The sequence below is a fragment of the Streptomyces sp. NPDC059003 genome, from assembly GCF_042740445.1.
Taxonomy (GTDB): Bacteria; Actinomycetota; Actinomycetes; order Streptomycetales; family Streptomycetaceae; genus Streptomyces.
In genome coordinates, this window is sequence record NZ_JBHYJH010000120.1 from 1 (window position 1) to 22,544 (window position 22,544).

Genomic DNA, 22,544 nt, shown 5'->3' on the forward strand with positions numbered 1-22,544 from the left:
GCGCAGCGCGGATAGAAGGGGTCCTAGGGGCGGAGCCCCTAGTTTCGGGAAGGGGCGGGGCTGGGGCGCCCCCGCGAGGAGAGCGGCCCCGCGCCCACTTTGTTGACAATCGTTTCCACTTTTGTTGAAAATGACTGTCATGAACGTACGACGCCGCCCCCTCATACCCAGCCTCGCCCTCGCCTCCGCCGCGGTCCTGGGTGTCACCACCCTCTCCGCCTGCTCCGCCGAAGGCGACGCCGCGGCCACGAACAACAAGGGCAAGCTCGACGTGGTGGCGTCGTTCTATCCGATGGAGTTCCTCGCCGAGCAGATCGGCGGCAAGCACGTCGAGGTCACGCGCCTGACCGAGCCCGGCCAGGAGCCGCACGACCTGGAGATCAGCGCGAAGCAGACCGCGCAGCTGGAGGAGGCCGACGCGGCCCTCTACCTGAAGGGCCTGCAGCCCTCCGTGGACGAGGCCATCGGCCAGTCCCCGATCAAGACGAAGATCGACGCGGCGTCCCTGACCAGCCTGGAGAAGCACGGCACCGAGGTCGGCGGCCACGCCGAGGAGCACGACCACGAGGAAGAGGGCCACGAGGGCCACGGGCACGACCACGACCACGGCGGCCAGGACCCCCACATCTGGCTGGATCCGGTGCGGTACGCCGAGGTCGCCGAGGGCGTCGGCAAGGCCTTCGCGAAGGCCGACCCGAAGCACGAAGCGACGTACGAGAAGAACACCGCGGCCCTGGTGAAGCGGCTGAAGGGCCTGGACGGCGAGTTCAAGGACGGCCTGAAGGACACCAAGTCCAAGGTCTTCATCACGACGCACGCCGCCTTCGGCTACCTCGCCGAGCGCTACGGCCTGACCGAGGAGGCCATCAGCGGCCTCGACCCCGAGGGCGAGCCCAGCGCCGCGCGCGTGAAGGACCTCCAGAAGATGGCGAAGGCCGACGGGGTCACCACCGTCTTCTACGAGACGCTCGTCAGCGACAAGACCGCGAAGACCCTCGCGAACGACGCGCACCTGAAGACGGCCGTACTCGACCCGATCGAGGGCATCACGGACAAGTCCCAGGGTGACGACTACGTCCAGGTGATGCGGTCGAACCTGAAGGCGCTGCAGAAGGCCCTCGGCGCGAAGTGAGCACACCACGAGAGCACACCGTCCAGAGAGGTGCGAGCCATGAGTGAGTCGCCCGTCATATCCCTGCGCAAGGTGACGGCCGAGCTCGGGGCCCGCCCGGTCCTGCGCGGCATCGACCTCGCCGTGCGCCGCGGCGAGGTCGTCGCCCTGCTCGGCGCGAACGGCTCGGGCAAGTCCACGGCGGTGCGCACGGTCATCGGCCAGGTCCCGGTGACCGGCGGCGAGATCGAGCTCTTCGGCACGCCGCGCCGCCGCTTCCGCGACTGGGCGCGCGTGGGCTACGTCCCGCAGCGCACCACGGCCGCGGGCGGCGTCCCCGCGACCGTCACGGAGGTCGTGACGTCGGGCCGCCTGTCCCGCACCCGCTTCGGGGTGCTGCGCAAGGCCGACCGCGAGGCCGTCACGCACGCCCTGGAGCAGGTCGGCATGGCGGACCGCGCCAAGGACTCGGTGAACGCCCTGTCCGGCGGTCAGCACCAGCGGGTCCTGATCGCCCGCGCCCTGGTCTCCGAGCCCGACCTGCTGATCATGGACGAGCCGATGGCGGGCGTCGACCTGGCGAGCCAGGAGGTCCTCGCCGCGACCCTGCGCCGCCAGGTCGAGCAGGGCGCGACGGTGCTCCTCGTCCTGCACGAGCTCGGCCCCCTGGAGCCGCTGATCGACCGCGCGGTCGTCCTGCGCGACGGCTGCGTCCTGCACGACGGCCCGCCGCCGAAGGCCGTCGGCCAGCACGCCCTGCCCGGCCACGACCACGTCCACCCGCACTCCGCCGACGCGGCTCCCGTCCGCACCGGCCTGCTCACCTGAAGGACCGGCGATGGAAATCCTGAACTACGCGTTCATGCAGCGGGCGCTGCTCGCCGCCGTCCTCGTCGGCATCACCGCGCCCGCCGTCGGCATCTACCTCGTACAGCGCCGCCAGGCCCTGATGGGGGACGGAATCGGCCATGTGGCGATGACGGGCGTCGGCCTCGGCTTCCTGCTCTCCACGTCCCCGGTGTGGATGGCGACGGCGGTCGCGATCGTCGGCGCCGTGATCATGGAGCTGATCCGCTGGTACGGCAGGACGCGCGGCGACATCGCCCTCGCGATGCTGTTCTACGGCGGCATGGCGGGCGGCGTGATGTTCATCAACCTCGCGCCGGGCGGCTCCAACGCGAACCTGAACTCGTATCTCTTCGGCTCGCTGTCGACGGTCTCGCAGGACGACGTGACGGCGATCTGTCTGCTCGCGGCCTTCGTGGTCGCGGTGACGGTCGGGCTGCGCCGCCAGCTGTTCGCGGTGAGCCAGGACGAGGAGTTCGCGCGCGTCACCGGTCTGCCGGTGCGGGCGCTGAACCTCCTTACGGCGGTGACCGCGGCGGTCACGGTCACCGTCGCCATGCGGGTCGTGGGCCTGCTCCTGGTGTCGGCCCTGATGGTGGTGCCGGTCGCGGCGGCGCAGCAGCTGACGCGCGGCTTCGCGGCGACGTTCGCGATCGCGGTGGCCATCGGCGTCAGCGTGACCATCGGCGGCACCGTCACCTCGTACTACCAGGACGTGCCGCCCGGCGCGACGATCGTGCTCCTGACCATCGGCGTGTTCATCGCCCTGACGATTCTGGCCACGCCGCTCGCCCGCAGAAGGGCGCGGGCCCAGGCCGTGGACGAGGCGGCGTGCACCGCGGACGTCCCGGCCGCCCGGGGCGCGACCGGCAAGGCCACGGTCTGAGGCGGCCCCGCGGGGCCGGGGAGGCCGATGAGACGGGGGCGGTCCGGACCACGCCGGTGGTACGGACCACTCCCATCGCTGTCCGAGAGCACTCTGGTCACAGTCGTGTACCGACCTGGCACAATGGCCGGGCGGGATCTGACATGCGACGGTTGTGCGGGCGAGCGCTGAGGAGGCATCTGTGACGACGGCGGGACCCCCCGTGCGAGGCCGGTCCACCCGGCAACGTGCCGCGGTGGCGGCGGCACTCGACGAGGTGGACGAGTTCCGCAGCGCGCAGGAGCTCCACGACATGCTCAAACACCGCGGCGACTCGGTCGGCCTGACCACGGTCTACCGCACCCTCCAGTCCCTCGCCGACGCCGGCGAGGTCGACGTGCTCCGCACCAACGACGGCGAGGCGGTCTACCGCCGCTGCTCGTCGGGCGAGCACCACCACCACCTGGTGTGCCGCGTCTGCGGCAAGGCCGTCGAGGTCGAGGGCCCGGCGGTGGAGAAGTGGGCGGAGGCCATCGCCGCGGAGCACGGATACGTGAACGTGGCGCACACGGTCGAGATCTTCGGCACGTGCGAGGACTGCGCCAAGAAGAAGTAGCCCCCAGCGGCCGACGTACGAGGGCCCGCACCGTCCCGCCGACGGTGCGGGCCCTCGTACATCACTGCGCGCTACTTCTTGAACTGGTCCTCGTTCGGGATCGCGCCGCCGAAGCGGCGGTCGCGCGACGCGTACTCCAGGCACGCGCGCCACAGGTCGCGCCGGTCGAAGTCCGGCCACAGGACGTCCTGGAAGACCATCTCGGCGTACGCGCTCTGCCAGATCAGGTAGTTGGAGGTGCGCTGCTCGCCGCTGGGCCGCAGGAACAGGTCCACGTCCGGCATGTCCGGGTAGTAGAGGTACTTGGCGAGGGTCTTCTCGTTGACCTTCGACGGGTCGAGGCGGCCGCTGCGCACGTCCTCGGCGAGGGCCTTCGCCGCGTCGGCGATCTCGGCGCGGCCGCCGTAGTTCATGCAGAAGTACAGCGTGAGCCGGTCGTTGTCCTTGGTCTGCTCCTGGGCGATCTGGAGCTCCTTGGCGACGGACTTCCACAGCTTGGGCATGCGCCCGACCCAGCGCACCCGCACGCCGAGCTCGTCGAGCTGGTCCCTGGTCTTGCGGATGAAGTCCCGGTTGAAGTTCATGAGGAAGCGCACCTCGTCCGGCGAGCGCTTCCAGTTCTCGGTGGAGAAGGCGTACAGGGAGATGTTCCCGACGCCCATCTCGATCGAGCCCTGGAGGACGTCGAGGACGCGCTCGGCGCCTACCTTGTGGCCCTCGGTGCGGGGCAGGCCGCGCTCCTTGGCCCAGCGGCCGTTGCCGTCCATCACGACGGCGACATGCTGCGGCACCAGCTCGCCGGGGATCTTCGGCGGCCGCGCTCCCGACGGGTGGGGCTCGGGCGGCGTGTACTCACGGCGGGACCGACCGAGGATTCCGCGACGTGCCATAAGGAACTACTCCCAGTGTGTGTGCGTACTTCGCGTTACTTCTCTACGTACCGAAGGGAGCGCAGGCCGCGCTCCAAGTGCCAGTGCAGATACGCCGATACGAGGCCGCTGCCCTCGCGCGCGTGCCGCGCCTCGCAGGCGTCCGCCGTCTGCCAGTCACCGGTGAGGAGCGCCGCGAGGTGCGTGAGCGTCTCCGCCGACGGTACGACGCTGCCCGGCACCCGGCAGTCCACGCAAATCGAGCCGCCGGACGCGACCGAGAAGAACCGGTTGGGGCCGGGGAGGCCGCACTTGGCGCAGTTGTCGAAGCTGGGCGCGTAGCCGTTCACGGCGAGTGAGCGGAGCAGGAACGCGTCCAGGACGAGGTGCGGCTCGTGCTCGCCGCGCGCGAGCGTGCGCAGGCCGCCGACGAGCAGCAGATACTGCTGCACGGCGGGCTCCCCCTCATGATCGGTGAACCGTTCCGCCGTCTCCAGCATGGCCGTGCCGGCCGTGTACCGGGCGTAGTCCGTGACGATCCCGCCACCGTACGGAGCGATGATCTCGCTCTGCGTGCACAGCGGCAGGCCACGCCCGATCAGTTCGCTGCCGCGCGCGAAGAACTGCACGTCCACGTGCGAGAACGGTTCGAGCCGCGCCCCGAACTTGGACTTCGTCCTGCGCACCCCGCGCGCCACCGCCCGCACCCGCCCGTGCCCGCGCGTGAGCAGCGTGATGATGCGGTCCGCCTCACCCAGCTTCTGCGTGCGCAGCACGACACCGTCGTCACGGAACAGGCTCATGGGCCCATTCTCGCGTATGCCCCGGCGGCGACGGGCCGGGGCCCGTCGGCCCGCCGTTCACCGCGTACGCCCGGCTGCGGACCGGTAGCGCACGAGAACCAGTCCCGCAGACCGGAGGCTCCATGAGCCCACAGCCGGGCTCTACGTCAAGGGACCTCGCCGCGGCTGCGCGCGTTCGCGTACGCCGTCGCCGCGCGCAGGCGCTCCGCCGCCGTCGCCGTGCGGAGCTTCTCCGGTGCGCAGTCCCACTCCCGGCCGCCGCCGTAGGGGCGCAGCTGGACGTACGGGCCCTCGTGGCCCATCACCCGGCCCACCTTGCCGGTGCGGGTGTCCACGGCGTATGTGCCGATGGGGAGTCTCATGCGGCCACCCCCCTGCCGGGGAGGCCAAAGGGCACCGCATTTCCTGCCGCCGCGTGGGCAGCGCGCACTTCTTCCACTGTTTCCTCCGCCTCTTCGGCACACCCCGCAGAGCGCGGGTTGCCTGCGGCGCTTTTCGCCGTCACGTGGCTCCCCTTCACCGCCGATTTTCACGCTTCGTATCCCTGCGGTGACTCATTGCGTCTAATGTGGGCAGGAGTCTGTCCTCTAGAACTGCGGGGCCGGGCCGTCTCGGCGTACGTCGCTGAAGTACTGGCGCGGCGTCACGCCCACCACGCGGTGGAACGCCGCCACGAACGAGCTCGCCGACGCGTAGCCCACCCTGCGGGCCACCGACTCCACCGTCAGGCCCTCGGCCAGGAGCGGCATGGCGGACTGCATGCGCAGCCGTTCGCGCCACTGGCCGAAGGGGAGGCCCGTCTCCGCGTTGAAGAGGCGGGCCAACGTCCGTGCGCTGACGCCCGCTAGGGCGGCCCAGGCCGCGAGGGGGCGGGGGTCGGCGGGGGCGGCGGCCAGGGCGCGGGCGACCGTGCGGGCGCGGGGGTCGCGGGGCTCGGTGACGGAGAGGCTGGTGACCGAGACGGGCGACAGGACGTCGAGGAGGACCGCCTCCGCGCGGGCGCGGGCGTCCCGGGGCAGGGCGTGGTCCGCCAAGTGGTCGATGAGGGCCCGGAGGAGGGGGCCGGCCGCAAGGACGGTGGGGTCGGTCCAGGCCGCGACCGGGGCGGGGCAGTGCGCCGGGTCGACGTACGGCGCCCGCATCACCGCGGCGCCCGCCGCCTCCGTCGCGTGCGGGACGCCCGCCGGGATCCACAGGGCGAGGGTGGGCGGGAGCAGCCAGGAGCCGTCGTGGGTGCGGATGCGCAGCAAGCCCCGCTCCGACCAGGCCAGTTGGTGGAAGGGGTGGGTGTGGGTGCCGAAGCGGAGGCCCTTGGGCATGGCGAACGTGCCGACGAGGATCGCCGTCGGCGGCACCCAACTCCCGTGTCCGTTACGCGACATGAGTCGGCAGCGTAGCCCGTGGCGGACACGGGCGGGCCGCGCCTAGCGTCCCGTACATGCCGATGAACAGAGCACACCGCAGATTGTGCAGCTCGCAGAAGTGGGCGCGGATGACACGGGACCACATCCTGCCGTTCGCCCTGGACGGCGTGGAGTTGGGCGACGACGTCCTGGAGATCGGCCCCGGCTACGGCGCCAACCTCCGTGTCCTCGTCGAGCGGGTGCCCCGCCTGACCGCCGTCGAGATCGACGGGGCCACGGCGCGGCTCCTGAAGGACCGGTGGGGCGACCGGGCGCGGATCCTGCACGCGGACGGCAGCGACCTGCCGCTGGCCGCCGACACCTTCGACTCCGTGGTCTGCTTCACCATGCTCCACCACGTCCCCACCGCCGCCCTGCAGGACCGCGTCTTCGCGGAGGCGCACCGGGTGCTTCGGCCCGGCGGGGTGTTCGCCGGGAGCGACAGCCAGTCGAGCTTCGGGTTCTGGCTGCTCCACCGCTTCGACACGATGAACGTCGTGGACCCCGGCACGCTGCCCGGGCGGCTCGCCTCCGCCGGGTTCAAGGACGTGGAGGTGGGGCTGCATCCGGCGTCGGGCGGGCTGAAGTTCCGGGCGCGGAAGGCCGGTTGACCCGGCTGTCGGGTTTGAGGGAGAGCCCCGCGCCGAGGAGGGCGGGGGCGCGCTCGCGCGGGGGCGTGGCGGGGCCGGGCGGCTCCGGGCCCGACGCGACCGCCGTCCGCAGCGGCCCCGCCCGGCAGGGCTCCGGTCGGCACGGCTCCGGTCGGCACGGCTCCGGTCGGCACGGCTCCGGTCGGCACGGCCCTCGTGACCGGCGCGACCAGCACCACCGGCAGCCGCGCGCCGGGCCGCGCCCGGCCACCCCGTACACGCCGGGAGCCGCAACGGCGAGATCACGCCGATGACATCGCCGTCGTCGTCACGCGGGTGACGGGACGGTCCGTGCGTCATCGGCCTGTGCCGCCCGGTGAGCTCTCCGCGCGCCCCGCCGCCCAAACGGTCCGCCCGGCGCGTACGCCGCGTTCCTGGCCGGGCTCGGCGAAGCGCTCGGCCGGGGTTCGCAGGACCGGGTCACCGACGCCGTCGGGCGGGGCGCGGGGCGGGCGGCCCCGGGGCTTCGGGGCTTCGGGGCTTCGGGGCTTCGGTGGCCGCTACGGCCCGTCCCGCTCCACGGTCACCGACCCGTCCCGGTAGTCGAGCCGGATCCGCACCCGCTCCCCCGCCGCCGTGACCCGCGCCCGCACCTGTACGCCCTCGGGGAGTCCCGCCGCGACCGGCCGCACCCCGCACTCCGCGCGGATCCGGTCGACCAGCTCCCGCATGCCCGTCGCGTCGGGGCGCAGGCCCAGGTACCAGGCGGTGCCGCGCCCGTACGCGTGCCGGGTCACGGCGGGCCCGCCCCCGGCGTAGGCGCGCACCGGCTCGGCGCCCTCGAGGCGGAGCACCTCCGCCCAGCTCCCGTCGGGGCGCGGGTCGAACTCCTCCACCGTGAGCCCGAGCACCTCCCGCAGCGGGCCCGGGTAGCCGCCTTCGTGGACGCGGTCGTGCTCGTCGACGATGCCGGAGAAGTACGAGACGACGAGGGTGCCGCCGCCGTGGACGTACTCCGTCAGGCGCCGGGCCGTGGCGCGGGTGAGCGCGTACAGCTGCGGGACGAGGACCAGGCGGTACGCGGTCAGGTCCGCGTCGACCGGCACCACGTCGCAGGCCACCGACGCGTCGTACAGCGGCTTGTGGTGGGCGAGGGCCGCGTCGAGGACGTCGACGGACGCGCTCGGGTGCGCGTCGAGCTCCGCCGCCCACCAGCTCGGCCAGTCCAGGACGAGGGCGGCGTCGGCGGGCTCGGGGCGGGCGCCCAGGAGGTCGCCGTGGCGGGCCAGTTCGGCGCCGAGCTCCGTCACCTCGCGGAAGGTCCGCGTGTCGCGGCCCGCGTGCGGCACCATCGCCGAGTGGAACTTCTCCGCGCCGCCGCGCGACTGGCGCCACTGGAAGAAGAGCACCGCGTCCGCGCCGTGCGCCACCGCCTGCCAGCTGTCCAGACGCATCCGTCCGGGCGGTTTGCGGCCGTTGTGGGCGCGCCAGTTCACCGCTGACGGGGCCTGTTCGAGGAGCAGCCAGGGCTGCCCCCGCTTGAGGCCGCGCATCACGTCGTACGCGAACGCGGTGGGCTGGGGGGCGTCCGGGTCGTGCGGGTCCGGGTACGAGTCGTAGGAGATCACGTCCAGGTGCGGGGCCCAGCGGAAGAGGTCCAAGGTCTTCGCGACCGGCACGAAGTTCGTGGTGACGGGGACGCCGGGGGTCAGCCGGGTGAGGACGTCCTTCTCCGCCAGGTAGCAGGCGAGGAGTTCGTCGGAGGAGAAGCGCCAGTAGTCGGCCTGCTGGGCGGGGTTGCAGAAGGACGGGGCGGTGCGCGGGGTGTGGATCTCGTCCCAGGTGCTGTAGCGCTGCGACCAGAAGGCGGTGGACCAGGCGTCGTTGAGCGCGTCGAGGGTGCCGTGGCGGGCGCGCAGCCAGGTGCGGAACGCCGCCGTGGACACCTCGCAGTGGCAGTGCCGGGAGATGTGGCAGCCGTACTCGTTGCCGATGTGCCACAGGGCGAGGGCCGGATGGCCGGCGTACCGGGTGGCGAGGCGCTCCACCAGGCGGACGGCGTAGCGGCGGAAGACGGGGCTGGACGGGCACCAGTGCTGGCGCGAGCCGGGGAACAGACGGGTGCCGTCCGCGAGGACCGGCAGCGTCTCGGGGTGCAGGCGGGCCAGCCACGGGGGCGGTGAGGCGGTCATGGTCGCCAGGCAGACGTGGACGCCCGCGTCGGCGAGGCGGTCCAGGTGCGCGTCCAGCCAGGTGAAGTCGTACGTCCCGGGGGTGGGTTCGGTGCGGGCCCAGGCGAAGATGCCGAGCGTCACGAGGTTCACCCGCGCCGCGCGCATCAGCTCGATGTCCTCGGCGTGCGTGGCGGGCCCCCACTGCTCGGGGTTGTAGTCCCCGCCGTACCCGATCGCCGGAACGCGTCCGAACAAAGGGCCTCCGCCTCCCCCGAAACACCCCGGTCCGACACCTTGACCAGGCCTTGCCCCGCTCTTATGGTCGCTCCGCCAGCTACGACGTAGGACGTCGGATGTCTTCAGTGCAGCGTACTCCCGCCAGGCCCGCCCAGGGCCCGTGACCCGCATCTCCACACGACTCCCCAGGGAGGCACCTGTGAGCGACCTGACCCCCATGACACGTGACGGCGAGGGACCCGGCCGGCGGTCCGTCCTCAAGTACGGCGGCGCCCTGGGCCTGACCACGGGGCTCGGCGGCGGTCTTGTGGCGTGCGGCGGGCCCGAGTCCACCAACGACACCGGGGGCGGCGGCAAGGGCGGCACCATGACCGCCGTCATCGGCTACGGCAACGACGGCAGTTGGGACCCGACCCTGACCGCGTCGGCCTTCGCCATGGCGGGCAACGAACACATCTACGAGGCGCTGCTCGGCACCGACCCGATCACCCGCGAGCCGTATCCGCAGCTGGCCACGGCCGTGCCGAGCGATCTGAAGGCCACGACGTGGAAGTTCGAGCTGCGCGCGGGCGCCAAGTGGCACGACGGGAAGCCCGTGACGGCCGACGACGTCGTCTTCGTCTTCGACCGGATCCTCGACCCGGACACGCAGACCCTCGCCAAGGGGTTCTTCGCGAGCTGGCTCAAGGAGGTCAAGAAGGTCGACGCGACCCATGTCGAGCTCGTGCTGAAGTTCCCCTTCCCGGACGGCGCCGCCCGGCTCACCCTCGCCAAGATCATGCCGAAGCACGTCTTCTCCGAGCCGGGCGCGTGGGAGGACGCCACCAAGGGCAAGGCGGTGGGCTCGGGCCCGTACCGGCAGACCGCGCACCACCCGAAGTCCAACACGACGTTCGAGGCGTTCGACGACTACAACGGCCCGCGCAAGGCCGCGTTCAAGAAGATGAACTGGCTGACGATCGTCGACGCCGCCCCGCGCGTCGCGAAGATCTCCGGCTCCAGCGCCGACGCCGAGATCTCCGACAACATCCCGTACGCCAACATCGAGCAGCTCAAGAAGGGCGGCATGACCGTCGAGGGCGGCGCCGGGATGAACAACCTCTTCCTGATGTTCAACACCGCCCACGAGCCCTTCGACGACGTGCGCGTGCGCCAGGCGCTGCACTACGCCATCGACCGCGCGAAGATGATCGAGGTCGCCCTGAAGGGGCACGGGAAGGCCGCCACGTCGTTCCTGAACGAGGGCAACCCGAGCTACCGGCCCGCCAAGACCGTGTACGGCTACGACCCGAAGAAGGCCAAGGCCCTCCTGAAGGAGGCGGGCGTCTCCGGCCTGAAGGTCAACCTCATGGCGGTCAACGTCAGCTGGATCGTGGACTGCCTGCCCACCATCAAGGCCTCCTGGGACGCGATCGGCGTCAGGACGACCCTCGACCCGCAGGAGACCACCGCCGTCTTCACCAAGCTGGACCAGAAGAAGGACTTCCAGGTCGTCGCGGCCGCGTCGAACCCCAACCAGTTCGGCATCGAGGCCGACCTGATCATGCACTACAACTACGGCCCCGAGAACCTGTGGATGGGCTACGCCCGCTGGGCGAAGAACGCCCGCGCCAAGGAGCTGTTCCGGCGGATGGACCAGGCCACGCGCGAGCCCGACGCCACCCGCAAGAAGGCGATGGTGCAGGACTACATCGACATCGTCGCCGAGGAAGCGGTGCTCTACCCCGTCGTCCACAACGAGCTCATGACCGCGTGGGACCCCAAGAAGCTCACCGGCATAAGGCCGCAGCCCTACCCCGGCATCAACCTCCTCCAGGCCAAGTGGGTGTGACCCGAGGCCGGCCGAGGACCCGCCAGTGAGGAGCCGTTCCACGTGACCGCGATCCTGCGCATCCTGCTCCGCCGCGTCGCCCTGCTCGTCCCGCTGCTGCTCGGCATCGTCCTGTTCGTGTTCCTGGTGATGCGCTTCTCCGACGTCGACCCGGCGTCCGCGTTCTTCCAGGGCGCCAACCCGACGCCCGAGCAACTGCACCAGTTCCGCGAGGAGAACGGTCTGCTCGACCCGCTGCCGGTGCGGTACGTCGACTTCGTCGGCGATCTGCTCGGCGGCGACATGGGCATCAGCGTGCTCACCCGCTCCCCCGTCATCGACCAGGTCACCACCGCCCTGCCGCTGACGATGCAGCTCACCTTCCTCGGCCTCGGCATCGCCGTCGTCGTGTCGCTGCTCCTCGGCGTGACCGCCGCGATCTACCGGGACCGCCTCCCCGACCAGATCATCCGCGTCGTGTCCCTGACCGGCGTCGCGGCGCCCGGCTTCTGGCTCGCCCTCCTGATGATCCAGTACCTGGCGGTCGACCTCGGCTGGTTCCCCACCGGCGGGTACGTGAACCCGGGCGACTCGTTCACCGGCTGGCTGAAGACGATGACGCTGCCCGCGCTCGCCCTGTCCCTGCCGGTGGCCGCGCAGATGACCCGCATCATCCGCACGTCCGTCGTCGAGGAGCTCGACAAGGACTACGTCCGCACGGCCGTCGGCAGCGGTCTGCCGCCCGTCGTGGTCGTCGGCCGCAACGTCCTGCGCAACGCCCTCATCAACCCGCTGACCGTGCTCGGCCTGCGCGTCGGCTATCTGCTCGGCGGCGCCGTCGTCATCGAGACGATCTTCTCGCTGCCCGGCATGGGCAAGCTCATGATCGACGCCGTGAAGAACGGCGACCCCGCCGTCGTCCAGGGCGTCGTCATCACCACCGCCGTCGGCTTCGTCGTCGTCAACCTCGTCATCGACATCCTGTACCTGCTGGTCAACCCGCGCCTGAGGGGGACCTCCTGATGTTCCTGGCCGACCCGCGCCCGAGGGGAGCCCGCTGATGCTGCTCGCCTCCCGCAAGGCGCTGACCGAGCGGTTGTCCCGGCCGGGGCTCCGGCTCCGCTCGCTGCGCAAGCTGCCCGTCCTGTCCCGCGTCGCCGTCGGCGTCCTCACCGTCGTCGTGCTCGTCGCCCTGTTCGCGCCGCTCATCGCGCCGCACGACCCGCTCGACCAGCAGTCCCTCGCCGGCGGCACCGGACACCCCTCCGCCGACCACTGGATGGGCCAGGACAGCCTCGGCCGGGACATCCTCAGCAGGCTGATGTACGGGGCCCGCTGGTCCCTCGCGATCGGGCTCGGCGCGACGCTGCTCGCGCTCGTCGTGGGCGCGGTCGTCGGAGCGGTCGCGGCCACGTCCAGGAAGGCCGTGGACGAGACGCTGATGCGGGTGCTCGACGTCGTCATGGCCTTCCCCGGCATCGCGCTCGCCGCCGTGCTCGTCGCCGTGTTCGGCGGCGGCATCACCGTCCTGATCTGCGCGATCGCGTTCCTGTTCACCCCGCCGGTCGCCCGCGTCGTACGCGCCAACGTCCTCGACCAGTACGGCGAGGACTACGTCACCGCCGAACGCGTCGTCGGCGCCCGCACCCCGCACATCCTCATCAAGCACGTCGCCATCAACTGCGCCGCGCCGATCCTCGTCTTCTGCACCGTGCAGGTCGCCGAGGCCATCGTGTTCGAGGCGTCGCTGTCCTTCATCGGCGCGGGCGTGCGGCCGCCGGACCCGTCCTGGGGCAGCGTCATCGCCGACGGCAAGAACATGGTCCTCACCGGCGGCTGGTGGGCGACCGTCTTCCCCGGCCTGCTGATGCTCATCACCGTCCTGTCCCTGAACGTCCTGTCCGAGGGCGTCTCCGACGCGTGGGCCGCGCCGTCCGCACGCGAGGTCACCGGCGGCCGCGAGAAGGACCGCGTCGAGGCCCCCGAACCCGGCAGCGGCAAGGTCCTCGACCTGCCGGGGCTCACCGAGGCCGCCGCCCGCCTGCGCGCCCGCGCCCGGCCGCTGCCCGAAGGCCCGCCCGTCCTGGACGTACGGGACCTCGCCATCGGCTTCGACGCCCGGCACGAGGGCGTCGACATCGTCGACGGCATCAGCTTCCAGGTGCGCCCCGGCGAAGTCCTCGGCCTGGTCGGCGAGTCGGGCTGCGGCAAGTCGCTGACCGCCCTGACCGTCATGGGCCTGCACCCCAAGGGCGCCCGCGTCCGCGGGCACGTCACCTTCGACGGCCAGGAGCTCGTCGGCCTGCCCATGCGGGCCCGGCGCCGCCTGCTCGGCCACGACATGGCGATGATCTACCAGGACGCCCTGTCGTCCCTGAACCCCGCGATGACCGTACGCGCCCAGCTCAAGCAGGTCGTCCGGCGCGGCGGCCGGCGCAGCCCCGCCGAACTCCTCTCGCTCGTCGGCCTCGACCCCGACCGCACGCTGAGCAGCTATCCGCACGAGCTCTCCGGCGGCCAGCGCCAGCGCGTCCTGATCGCCATGGCCCTGTCCCGCGACCCGAAGCTGATCGTCGCCGACGAGCCCACGACCGCGCTGGACGTCACCGTCCAGGCCCAGGTCATCCAACTCCTGCTGCGCCTGCGCGAAGAGCTCGGCTTCGCCCTCGTCCTGGTCTCGCACGACCTGGCGCTCGTCGCCGACGTCACCGACCGGGTCGCGGTGATGTACGGCGGCCAGATCGTCGAGACCGGCGTGACCGCCGACCTCGTCGAGGCCCCCACCCACCACTACACGCGCGGCCTCCTCGGCTCGGTCCTCTCCCTGGAGTCCGCCGCGGAGCGCCTCACCCAGATCAAGGGCGTCGTCCCGTCCCCCGCGGACTTCCCCGCGGGCTGCCGCTTCGCCGACCGCTGCCCGCTCGCCGACGACCTGTGCCGCACGACGGCACCCGAACTCGTGGGCGCACCCGGGCACAGGACGGCGTGTCACCATCCGGCGATCGAGGCCTCCACGGCAGAGGGCCCGCGAGAGAGCGAGGCGGTCCGTGACCGTGCCTGACACCCCCTCCGACGGCTCTTCCCATGGCTCTTCCCCTGGCTCCGACGCCCTCGTGACGCTCCGGGACGCGCACGTCGTCCACAAGGCCCGCACCGGCGGCGTGTTCTCCCGCGACAAGGTGTACGCCCTCACCGGCGCCGACCTGACCATCGCGCCCGGCGAGACCGTCGGCGTCGTCGGCGAGTCGGGGTGCGGCAAGTCGACGCTCGCCAAGGTCCTCGTCGGCGTGCAGCGGCCGACGGCCGGGACCGTCGCGTTCCGCGGCCGCGACCTGTGGGAGATGCGACCCGCCGAGCGCCGCACCACCCTCGGCAGCAACACCGCCATGATCTTCCAGGACCCGTCGACGGCCCTCAACCGCCGCCTGCCCGTCCGCCAGATCCTGCGCGACCCGCTCGACGTGCACCGGCGCGGCACGCCCGCCCAACGCGCGGAGCGGGTGCGGGAGTTGATGAGCCTCGTCGGCCTCCCGACGGCCCTCGCCGACGGTCTGCCCGGGCAGCTCTCCGGCGGCCAGCGGCAGCGCGTCGCCATCGCCCGCGCGCTCGCCCTCGAACCGGACCTCGTGGTCGCCGACGAGCCGACGAGCGCCCTCGACGTCTCCGTACGCGCCCAGATCCTCAACCTCCTCCTCGACCTCAAGGAACGCCTGGGCCTCGCCCTGGTCTTCGTCTCCCACGACATCCAGACCGTCCGCAGGATGAGCGACCGGGTCATCACCATGTACCTCGGCCGGATCGTCGAGGAGTCGCCCGCCGCCGACATCCTCGACACGGCCCGCCACCCCTACACCCGCGCCCTGTTCTCCGCCACGCCCGGACTGCTCGACCCGATCGACCCGATCCCCCTGGTCGGCCCGGTGCCGTCGGCCACGCGGCCGCCGAGCGGCTGCCCCTTCCGCACGCGGTGCTGGAAGGCGGACGATGTGTGCGCGGAGGTCATGCCGGACCCCGTGAACGCGGATGCGGATGCGGGCGCGGGCGCCGGTGCCGGTAGCGATACCGATGCCGGTGCCGGGCACCGCTTCCGGTGCCACCACCCCGTACTGCCCGGCGAGTCCACCCAGGACCTCGTCGCTACGGCCGCCGCCACGGCCACGTCCAAGGAGGCTCCATGACCCTTCCCGCCCTGTTGACCGGTGTCGTACCCCCCGTCTGCACCCCTCTGACCCCGGACAACGAGGTGGACACCGCCTCCCTGGAACGCCTCGTCGACCATCTCGTCGACGGTGGCGTGGACGGGCTCTTCGTCCTCGGCTCCACGTCCGAGGCGGCGTATCTGCCGGACGGGCACCGCGAGACGGTCGTGCGGACCGTCGTACGTCACGTCGGCGGCCGGCTGCCCGTCCTCGCCGGGGCCATCGACATGACCGCCCCGCGGGTCCTCGACCACGTCCGCGTCGCCGCGGCCGCCGGGGCCGACGCGGTCGTCGTCACCGCCCCGTTCTACACCCGCACCCACCCCGCCGAGATCGCCCGCCACTTCCGTCTCGTCTCCGACCGGGGCGGTCTGCCCGTCTTCGCGTACGACATCCCCGCCGCCGTCCACACCAAGCTCGACGCCGACCTCGTTCTCGGCCTCGCGGCCGACGGGGTCCTCGCGGGCCTCAAGGACTCCAGCGGTGACGACGGCGGCCTGCGCCGCGTGCTCCTCGGCGCCCGTGGGCTCCCCTCCTTCAGCGTCCTCACCGGTGCCGAGCTCACCGTCGACTCCGCCCTCGCTATGGGGGCGCACGGTGTGGTTCCCGGGCTCGGGAACGTTGATCCGCACGGCTACGTACGGCTCTACCGGCACTGTCAGGACGCCGACTGGGCGTCGGCGCGCTCCGAGCAAGAACGCCTCTGTGCCCTCTTCCGCATGGTGGACGCGGGCCCTTCCTCCCGCATGGGGCGGAGCTCCTCCGCCCTCGGCGCGTTCAAGGCCGCCCTCCACCTCCGCGGCATCATCGCCCACCCCCTGACGGCGTCCCCCCAAATCCCCCTCTCCCCCGAGGAAACAGAACAGGTAGGCAAACACCTGGCCACCGCGGGCCTCCTGTAACCCACGCCCGGTACTACACCCCTCACCCTCAAACGCCGGACGAACCATCACCCCACCCACCCGCCCTTCCCGGCTCCGCCGCACGCATGGGGCTGCGCCCCTCTCCCCCCTCATCGCCGCTCCGCGCCTCGCCCTCAAACGCCGGGCAGGCTGATATCCCCCACCCACCCGCCCTTCCCCGGGGCTGCCGCCCCGGCCCCCGCCACATCGGCCGCCTCACACCGCCGAGCCAGCTCGCCCACCTGCCCTTCTCACATGGGGCTTCGCCCCTTTCCCCCTTTGTCGCCGCTTCGCGGCTCGTCCTCAAACGCCGGACGGGCTGAGATGCGCTGCACAGCCGCCCCTGAAAGGGGCGGGTGGGCGGGAGAAAGCGAGCGCGCAGCGCGAAGCCAGCTCGGCGCCGCACGGCGGCGGGGCTGGGCGGGAGCACGTGTGTGGCGGGGCCGTCGGGTCGTGCGGGGTCCAGGGTGGCGGTACTGGGGGTAAGCGCGCAGCGCGGTGGTCAGGTGTGGTGGCGGTCGGGGCGGTAGCCCCCGGGGGAGGGTGGGTGTGCAGCGCGGTGGGTGGCCCGATGTGGTGGGGGCCGGGGCGGTAGCTCCGGAGAAGGGCGGGTGGGTGGGGTTTTCTAGCCTGCCCGGCGTTTGAGGGCGAGGCGCGGAGCGGTGATGAGGGGGGAAAGGGGCGCAGCCCCAGCCGAGCGGCGGAGCCGGGGAAGGGCGGGTGGGTGGGGGAAGTGAGAGGGGGGCAGCCTCGGGTGAGGGGTGTGGTTTGGGGCGTCCTGCCAGGGTTACGTGCCTGGGGTCACCAGACCCGATTCATAAGCCGTAATGACCAGTTGGGCGCGGTCACGGGCCGAGAGTTTGCCCATGATGCGGCTGACATGGGTCTTGGCGGTGAGAGGGCTGAGACCCAACGTCTCGGCCACCTCGGTGTTGTTGAGGCCCCGCGCGACCAGCGTGAGGACCTGCCGCTCGCGGTCGGAGAGCGCGGAGACCTCCCCGGCGGTGACCCCACCCGCCCCGGGCGGCGTCTCCGGCTGCCGCAGGACACGGGCGATGAGCCGCCCGGTAGGACCGGGCGACAGCAGCGCCTCCCCCGCCGCCACGGTCCGTATCGCGTCGAGCAACTCCGCCGGCTTCGTGTCCTTGACCAGAAACCCGGACGCCCCCGCGCGCAGAGCATCGACCACGTGCTCGTCGGTGTCGTACGTCGTGAGCATGAGCACCTTCACCCCGGCGAGGTCCTCGTCGGCGGCGATGAGGCGGGTCGCCTCGATCCCGTCGAGGTCGGGCATGCGGATGTCCATGACGACGAGGTCGGCGCCCCCGGCACGGGCGAGCTCGACGGCCTCGCGGCCGGTGCCCGCCTGCGCGACGACCTCCATGTCGGCGGCGGACTCGATGAGCATCGCGAACGCGGCCCGCACCAGGGCCTGGTCGTCGGCGAGCACGACCCGGATGGTCCGCGTCACCGTCCGACCCCCTCCCCCGGCCGCACGTCCCCGAGCGGCAGTTCCGCCACCACCTCGAACCCCCCGTCGTCGCGCGGCCCCGCCTCCAGCGTCCCGCCGACGCTGCGGGCCCGCTCCCGCATCCCGATGATGCCGAACCCGGGCGCGAGCCCCGCACCGGGGTCCGCGACGGGACCGGCCCCGTCGTCGGTGACCGACACACGCACCACCCCGTCCTGCTCCCGTATCCCGACGCACACGGTGAGGCCGGGCCCGCCGTGCCGGACGGCGTTGGTGAGGGCCTCCTGCACGATGCGGTAGGCGGCGACCCCGACGGCGGGCGGCGCCGCCACGTCCCGCACGGCGAGGTCGATCTTGGCGCCCGCGGTGCGGGCGGCGTCGGCGAGGTCGCCGACGCGGTCGAGGCCGGGCAGCGGGCCGCGGGACTCGTCGGCGCCGTCGGCGGACTCGGTGCCGGAGCGCAGGACTTCGAGGGTGGCGCGGAGCTCGCCGCGCGCGGTGCGGCAGGTCTCGGCGATGTCGTCGAGGGCGGCGGCGATGGCCGCGCGGTCCAGGCGTTCGGGGTCGGCGGCGAGGACGTGCGCGGCGACGGACGTCTGCACGCCGACGAGGGTGATGCTGTGCGCGAGCAGGTCGTGCAGGTCGCGGGCGACGCGCAGGCGCTCCTCGGCGACGCGGCGCCTGGCCTCCTCCTCGCGGGTGCGCTCGGCGCGCTCGGCACGCTCCTCGACGGAGGCGATGTACTGCCGGTGCACGCGCACGTACGTACCGAAGAGCAGGACGGCGACGATCCAGCCCGAGATCCGCAGGATCTCCTCGACCTGTTTGGGGCCGACGCTCGCGTTCACCGCGAGGGTGATGCCGACGATGACGACGCCGGTCACGAGGGCGCGGCGGGGGCGCCCGGAGACGGCGACGGTGTACAGGGCGACCATGCCGACGGGGATCGCGGTGGTGTGCGGGTAGTCGACCGCGTGGTACGGCGCGACGCAGGCGACCGTCGCGATCAGCACCGGCATGGGGTGGCTGCGGCGCCAGACGAGCGGGATGTGGGCGGCCACGAGCAGCGCCCACCCGAACACGTCGAGGGAGCGGCTGCCGTCCGCGGCCACGAGGCCGATGATCGAGTCGGCGACCATGAGGAACGCGGCGAACAGCGCGTCGTCGCGCAGGACGCGCCGCGTCCCCGGCACGGCTCCCGAGAACGGCCACCAAGGGCGCGCGGCTGACGGCGGGTACGGCACGTCGTCGGGTCCCCCTTCCCGCGGACACCTGTCGGCTGTGTCCATGTGGCCCCCATCTTCCAGGAAGGCGGCGCCCCTCCGGGAGGGAGGGGCGCCGCGGTGTGCGTACGCATCACATGTGGATCACGTACGGGTCAGCGGACGGGGGCCAGTTCGGGCTCGTCCGGTGCCGGTGCGGCGGGCTTGTGCGGCCGCCGCGCCAGGGGTCCCGGCCACCACACCTTGTCGCCGAGCGCGAGGCTCGCGGACGTCACCAGGTACGTCCGCACCAGGAAGGTGTCCAGGAGCACGCCGACGGCGATGACGAAGCCGAGCTCGACGAGCTGCACCATCGGCATGTTGGTGAGGACGGCGAAGGTCGCGGCGAGGACGAGGCCCGCGGAGGCGATCACGCCGCCCGTGGTGCGCAGGGCGGTGAGGGCCGCGGTGCCGGTGTCCGCCCCTTGCAGGCACTCCTCGCGCATGCGGTGCATGAGGAAGATGCCGTAGTCCACACCCAGTGCGACGAGGAACACGAAGGAGAGGAGGCCGAGGCTCGGGTCGGTGCCGTCGAAGCCGAAGACCGGCCCGAAGACGAGCCCGCCGATGCCGAGCGAGGCGCCCCACACCGCGACGACCGCGAGGAGCAGCAGCAGCGGCGCGATCAGGCTGCGCAGCAGCGCGACGAGGACGAGCAGGACGGCGGCGAGGACGATCGGCACGACGACGAGCCGGTCACGGGCGTTGGTGTCCTTCAGGTCGAGCTGTTCGGCGCTGGGCCCGCCGACGTACGCGCCCTGGCCGTCCAGCTTGTCGCGCAGCGCCTCCAGGGTCGCGGTCTCCGCAGAGCTCTGGGGCGCGCCCTTGGCGATGACGGACAGTTCGGTCCAGCGGTCCGACGTACGGCCGCGCTCGGCGCTGTCGACGCCGGGTACGGCCCGCGCCTGCTTCAGGAGGTCATCGGCGCGGTCGGCGGGCGCGATGACGGTGATGGGCTGGGTGCCGCGCTCGGGGTAGGCCTTGGCGAGGGTCTGCATCGCGGCGATGGAGTCCGGCTTGCTGGTGAAGGAGTCCTCCTGCTTGAGGTGTCCCGGCAGGTTGAGCACGCCGAGGGCGAGCGCGCCGAGCAGCACGGCGCCGGAGGCGAGGACGACCAGGGGCCTGCGCCCGGCGGACGTGCCCATGGACGCGAACAGCGAGCGGCGCTTCTTCGGCTCGCTGCCGAACGCGGGCACCAGCGGCCAGAACACCCGGCGCCCGAGCACCACGAGCAGCGCGGGCAGCAGCGTCAGCATCGCCACGAGCGCGCACAGCACGCCGACGGCGCCCAGCGGGCCCATGCCGCGGCTGGAGTTGAGGTCGGCGGCGAGGAGGCAGAACAGGCCCGCGGCGACGGTGCCGGACGAGGCGAGCACGGCGGGCCCGCAGCCGCGCAGGGCGGTGCGCATGGCGTCGTAGGGCCGCTCGATCCGGCGGAGTTCCTCGCGGTAGCGGGAGACGATGAGCAGGGCGTAGTCGGTGCCCGCGCCGAAGACGAGGATCGTCATGATGCCGGAGCTCTGGCCGCTGACGGTGGTGTCGAAGGCCTGGTTGAGGCCGTAGGCGACGCCCATGGAAAGGAAGTTGGCGACACCGGCGACGACGAGCGGCACGAGCCAGAGCAGCGGGCTGCGGTAGATGAGGATGAGCAGGACCGCGACGACGGCGACGGTGGTGTAGAGCAGCGGCCCGTCGAGGGACTGGTAGACCTCGCCGGCGTCGGTGGCGAGCGCGCCGGGCCCGCCGACGTCGACGCTGAGTCCGTCGACGCTCTTGGCGATGTCGCGCACGTCGTTGACGAACGTGTCGCGCTTGTCCTCGTCGATGCCGGGCTCGGTGCTTGCGACCGGGTACATGAGCGTGGCCCCGTCCTTCGACGCCACCCCCGTGGGCGTCGCGACGAGCTTCAGCTGCCGGTCCACCGAGGCGACCTGGTCGGCCGCCGCCTTCCGGTCGGCGGCGCTGAGGCCGCCGTCGCGGTGGTAGACGAGGACGAGTTCGGTGGTCTCGCCGCCGGGCAGCCGCTCCTGGATCTTGGCGACCTGCGTGGAGTCGGCGTTCGCGGGCAGATAGTCCACGGCCCGGTCGTGCTGGACGTCGCCGAGCTTCCCGGCGAACGGCCCCGCGAGCGCGAGGACGGCGACCCAGATGCCGAGCAGCACCCAGGGCACTGCACGTGGTCGTCGGCGCTTGCTGGTTGTCGCGGCCCCCATCGGTGGGCTCCCTCCCGTGACGGTGTCTGACGGCTTCCAGACTCCCGTCGCGCGGGGGCCGATTCGTCGGACGGGAGGGCGAGTTGGGGGTTACGCCCGGGGGCGGTACGGGGCGCGGAGTACTCCCTGGGGAGTAACGGCGGGGAGTACGGGGGAACGGTTCGGCACCGGAGCACCGGAGCACCGGAGCACCGGAACGTCGGAGTGCCAGAGCGCCGGAACCTCAGAACGGGGTGCGCTGGGCGGCCAGCATGAGGCGGGCCACGTCGTCGGCGGTGATGGTCAGGGCGCAGCCCGCCGTGGCGAGCACATCGCGCTCGGCGGGCGTGTACGGCCCGTCGGCGAGGGCGATGCGGGCGCCCTTCAGGAGCAGGGCTTCGCGGCCGGCGGGCGCGAGGTGGGCGGCGAGCGGGCCGAGCGCCTCGTGGAGTTCGATGGCGAGGCCGGGCGCGCAGTCGGGGGCGCCGGGGCGGCCGGTGTCGGCGGCGAGCGCGTCGGCGAGGGCGATGAGCCGCTCTTCGGTGCAGTCGTCGAATCCGGCGCCGCGCAGGGTGGTGACGGCCGCGTCGAGGGTGGCGCGGGACGCGGCGCCGCCGGTGGTGAGGACGGCGATGACGACGGTGTGGACGGCGTCGCGGAGCATCGCGGAGAGCCGGACGGTGGTGGGGTGGTCGAGCGCGTCGAGGCCGAAGTGGTCCTGGCAGGCGGCGCATTCGACGACGGGCCCGGTGCGGCCGCGGGAGAGCAGCGGCACGCCGAGGACGACGAAGCGGCGCCGCCCGGTGCGCCGCTGGTAGTTGCGGTCGCCGCCGCAGCCGGGACAGAAGAACTCGCCGTCGCAGACGGTGGTCCAGGCGGTGCGGGTGCCGATCAGACGGCGTACGCGGGGCAGGCGCGCGCGGCGGCCCGCGCGGCCGAGTGGGGTGGTCCTGCCCGGGATGCGGGAGTTCCGGCCTTCTCGTTCCCGGTCTGGCAGCACCACGCACCTCCACGACTCCGCGGCAGCACTGCCGCGTTGGCGTGATGTTAGCCACATCGATGTTGTCGCGTCAGTACCCCGGAAGGGAGATGGCCGGTTGGTGGCCCGGACCTTTCGGTGCGGACGCCGTGGCCCCCCCCCGCCCCGGGGCGGGGGGGGGCCCCCAAAAACCAGTAGCACACGGGGCCCCACCG

General features: G+C 72.5%; 19 protein-coding genes. 10 read left to right on the forward strand and 9 right to left on the reverse strand.

Annotated features, from left to right (window positions below; genetic code table 11):
• Positions 1-139: 139 nt before the first annotated feature.
• The 4 genes from ACFWZ5_RS32090 to ACFWZ5_RS32105 all read left to right on the forward strand — a co-directional run bounded on the left by ACFWZ5_RS32090 (position 140) and on the right by ACFWZ5_RS32105 (position 3,438).
• On the forward strand, positions 140-1,132 hold the full coding sequence (locus ACFWZ5_RS32090; RefSeq protein ID WP_384798595.1) for a metal ABC transporter substrate-binding protein: 993 nt from the start codon (positions 140-142) through the stop codon (positions 1,130-1,132).
• A gap of 39 nt (positions 1,133-1,171) precedes the next feature.
• Complete coding sequence (locus ACFWZ5_RS32095; RefSeq protein WP_384798598.1) at positions 1,172-1,939, forward strand: metal ABC transporter ATP-binding protein; 768 nt, start codon at positions 1,172-1,174, stop codon at positions 1,937-1,939.
• Positions 1,940-1,949: 10 nt separating this feature from the next.
• Entirely contained in the window at positions 1,950-2,843 is an 894-nt protein-coding gene (locus ACFWZ5_RS32100; protein WP_384798601.1) for a metal ABC transporter permease, read from the forward strand.
• Positions 2,844-3,024: 181 nt separating this feature from the next.
• On the forward strand, positions 3,025-3,438 hold the full coding sequence (locus tag ACFWZ5_RS32105) for a Fur family transcriptional regulator (protein ID WP_384798604.1): 414 nt from the start codon (positions 3,025-3,027) through the stop codon (positions 3,436-3,438).
• A 71-nt stretch (positions 3,439-3,509) separates the two neighbouring features.
• Here ACFWZ5_RS32105 and ACFWZ5_RS32110 read toward each other — a convergent pair whose 3' ends face one another.
• From ACFWZ5_RS32110 to ACFWZ5_RS32125, 4 genes are all read right to left on the reverse strand, one after another.
• Entirely contained in the window at positions 3,510-4,328 is an 819-nt protein-coding gene (locus tag ACFWZ5_RS32110; RefSeq protein ID WP_384798607.1) for an isoprenyl transferase, read from the reverse strand.
• 35 nt (positions 4,329-4,363) lie between these two features.
• On the reverse strand, positions 4,364-5,110 hold the full coding sequence (recO, locus tag ACFWZ5_RS32115; protein WP_384798610.1) for a DNA repair protein RecO: 747 nt from the start codon (positions 5,108-5,110) through the stop codon (positions 4,364-4,366).
• Between the two features lie 146 nt (positions 5,111-5,256).
• Positions 5,257-5,472, reverse strand: coding sequence for a hypothetical protein (locus ACFWZ5_RS32120; protein ID WP_384798613.1), 216 nt, complete (start codon positions 5,470-5,472; stop codon positions 5,257-5,259).
• Positions 5,473-5,697: 225 nt separating this feature from the next.
• Complete coding sequence (locus ACFWZ5_RS32125; RefSeq protein WP_384798616.1) at positions 5,698-6,492, reverse strand: AraC family transcriptional regulator; 795 nt, start codon at positions 6,490-6,492, stop codon at positions 5,698-5,700.
• Between the two features lie 110 nt (positions 6,493-6,602).
• On the opposite strand from ACFWZ5_RS32125, the gene ACFWZ5_RS32130 reads away from it, so the two are divergent.
• Positions 6,603-7,124 carry a class I SAM-dependent methyltransferase gene (locus ACFWZ5_RS32130; protein ID WP_384798619.1) on the forward strand — a complete coding sequence of 174 codons (522 nt, stop codon included), beginning with the start codon at positions 6,603-6,605 and terminating at the stop codon, positions 7,122-7,124.
• A 539-nt stretch (positions 7,125-7,663) separates the two neighbouring features.
• Here the strand turns inward: ACFWZ5_RS32130 and ACFWZ5_RS32135 are convergent.
• Positions 7,664-9,532, reverse strand: a complete 1,869-nt coding sequence (locus tag ACFWZ5_RS32135; RefSeq protein ID WP_384798622.1) for a beta-galactosidase — start codon at positions 9,530-9,532, stop codon at positions 7,664-7,666.
• Positions 9,533-9,731: 199 nt separating this feature from the next.
• Here ACFWZ5_RS32135 and ACFWZ5_RS32140 point away from each other — a divergent pair, with 199 nt between their 5' ends.
• The 5 genes from ACFWZ5_RS32140 to ACFWZ5_RS32160 are packed head-to-tail and all read left to right on the forward strand — an operon-like array spanning position 9,732 to position 16,425.
• Complete coding sequence (locus tag ACFWZ5_RS32140) at positions 9,732-11,345, forward strand: ABC transporter substrate-binding protein (protein WP_384798643.1); 1,614 nt, start codon at positions 9,732-9,734, stop codon at positions 11,343-11,345.
• Between the two features lie 42 nt (positions 11,346-11,387).
• Positions 11,388-12,347, forward strand: a complete 960-nt coding sequence (locus ACFWZ5_RS32145; protein WP_384798625.1) for an ABC transporter permease — start codon at positions 11,388-11,390, stop codon at positions 12,345-12,347.
• Between the two features lie 37 nt (positions 12,348-12,384).
• On the forward strand, positions 12,385-14,385 hold the full coding sequence (locus ACFWZ5_RS32150) for a dipeptide/oligopeptide/nickel ABC transporter permease/ATP-binding protein (RefSeq protein ID WP_384798629.1): 2,001 nt from the start codon (positions 12,385-12,387) through the stop codon (positions 14,383-14,385).
• 52 nt (positions 14,386-14,437) lie between these two features.
• Complete coding sequence (locus tag ACFWZ5_RS32155; RefSeq protein ID WP_384798631.1) at positions 14,438-15,502, forward strand: oligopeptide/dipeptide ABC transporter ATP-binding protein; 1,065 nt, start codon at positions 14,438-14,440, stop codon at positions 15,500-15,502.
• Positions 15,499-16,425: a dihydrodipicolinate synthase family protein gene (locus ACFWZ5_RS32160; protein ID WP_384798634.1), complete on the forward strand. Its 927-nt coding sequence runs from the start codon at positions 15,499-15,501 to the stop codon at positions 16,423-16,425. Before ACFWZ5_RS32155 ends, ACFWZ5_RS32160 begins: the two co-directional genes overlap by 4 nt.
• A 787-nt stretch (positions 16,426-17,212) precedes the next feature.
• On the opposite strand, the gene ACFWZ5_RS32165 is transcribed toward ACFWZ5_RS32160, so the two are convergent.
• The 4 genes from ACFWZ5_RS32165 to ACFWZ5_RS32180 all read right to left on the reverse strand — a co-directional run bounded on the left by ACFWZ5_RS32165 (position 17,213) and on the right by ACFWZ5_RS32180 (position 22,311).
• Complete coding sequence (locus ACFWZ5_RS32165; RefSeq protein ID WP_384798646.1) at positions 17,213-17,833, reverse strand: response regulator; 621 nt, start codon at positions 17,831-17,833, stop codon at positions 17,213-17,215.
• Between the two features lie 59 nt (positions 17,834-17,892).
• The gene (locus ACFWZ5_RS32170) at positions 17,893-19,185 is read right to left on the reverse strand and encodes a sensor histidine kinase (protein WP_384798637.1); all 1,293 of its coding nucleotides are present in this window, start codon (positions 19,183-19,185) and stop codon (positions 17,893-17,895) included.
• 89 nt (positions 19,186-19,274) lie between these two features.
• A complete protein-coding gene (locus ACFWZ5_RS32175) occupies positions 19,275-21,371 on the reverse strand; it encodes an MMPL family transporter (protein ID WP_384798640.1) in 2,097 nt (698 codons plus the stop codon).
• 223 nt (positions 21,372-21,594) lie between these two features.
• A complete protein-coding gene (locus ACFWZ5_RS32180; RefSeq protein ID WP_384798649.1) occupies positions 21,595-22,311 on the reverse strand; it encodes a TerB family tellurite resistance protein in 717 nt (238 codons plus the stop codon).
• Positions 22,312-22,544 lie beyond the last annotated feature (233 nt).

Excerpts from the sequence above, each read along its gene's own strand:
- ACFWZ5_RS32090 (WP_384798595.1), top strand. The coding sequence starts at position 140 with ATGAACGTACGACGCCGCCCCCTCATACCCAGCCTCGCCCTCGCCTCC.
- ACFWZ5_RS32095 (WP_384798598.1), top strand. The coding sequence starts at position 1,172 with ATGAGTGAGTCGCCCGTCATATCCCTGCGCAAGGTGACGGCCGAGCTC.
- ACFWZ5_RS32100 (WP_384798601.1), top strand. The coding sequence starts at position 1,950 with ATGGAAATCCTGAACTACGCGTTCATGCAGCGGGCGCTGCTCGCCGCC.
- ACFWZ5_RS32110 (WP_384798607.1), bottom strand. The coding sequence starts at position 4,328 with ATGGCACGTCGCGGAATCCTCGGTCGGTCCCGCCGTGAGTACACGCCG.
- recO (WP_384798610.1), bottom strand. The coding sequence starts at position 5,110 with ATGAGCCTGTTCCGTGACGACGGTGTCGTGCTGCGCACGCAGAAGCTG.
- ACFWZ5_RS32120 (WP_384798613.1), bottom strand. The coding sequence starts at position 5,472 with ATGAGACTCCCCATCGGCACATACGCCGTGGACACCCGCACCGGCAAG.
- ACFWZ5_RS32125 (WP_384798616.1), bottom strand. The coding sequence starts at position 6,492 with ATGTCGCGTAACGGACACGGGAGTTGGGTGCCGCCGACGGCGATCCTC.
- ACFWZ5_RS32130 (WP_384798619.1), top strand. The coding sequence starts at position 6,603 with ATGACACGGGACCACATCCTGCCGTTCGCCCTGGACGGCGTGGAGTTG.
- ACFWZ5_RS32140 (WP_384798643.1), top strand. The coding sequence starts at position 9,732 with ATGACACGTGACGGCGAGGGACCCGGCCGGCGGTCCGTCCTCAAGTAC.
- ACFWZ5_RS32150 (WP_384798629.1), top strand. The coding sequence starts at position 12,385 with ATGCTGCTCGCCTCCCGCAAGGCGCTGACCGAGCGGTTGTCCCGGCCG.
- ACFWZ5_RS32160 (WP_384798634.1), top strand. The coding sequence starts at position 15,499 with ATGACCCTTCCCGCCCTGTTGACCGGTGTCGTACCCCCCGTCTGCACC.
- ACFWZ5_RS32165 (WP_384798646.1), bottom strand. The coding sequence starts at position 17,833 with ATGCTCATCGAGTCCGCCGCCGACATGGAGGTCGTCGCGCAGGCGGGC.
- ACFWZ5_RS32170 (WP_384798637.1), bottom strand. The coding sequence starts at position 19,185 with ATGGACACAGCCGACAGGTGTCCGCGGGAAGGGGGACCCGACGACGTG.
- ACFWZ5_RS32175 (WP_384798640.1), bottom strand. The coding sequence starts at position 21,371 with ATGGGGGCCGCGACAACCAGCAAGCGCCGACGACCACGTGCAGTGCCC.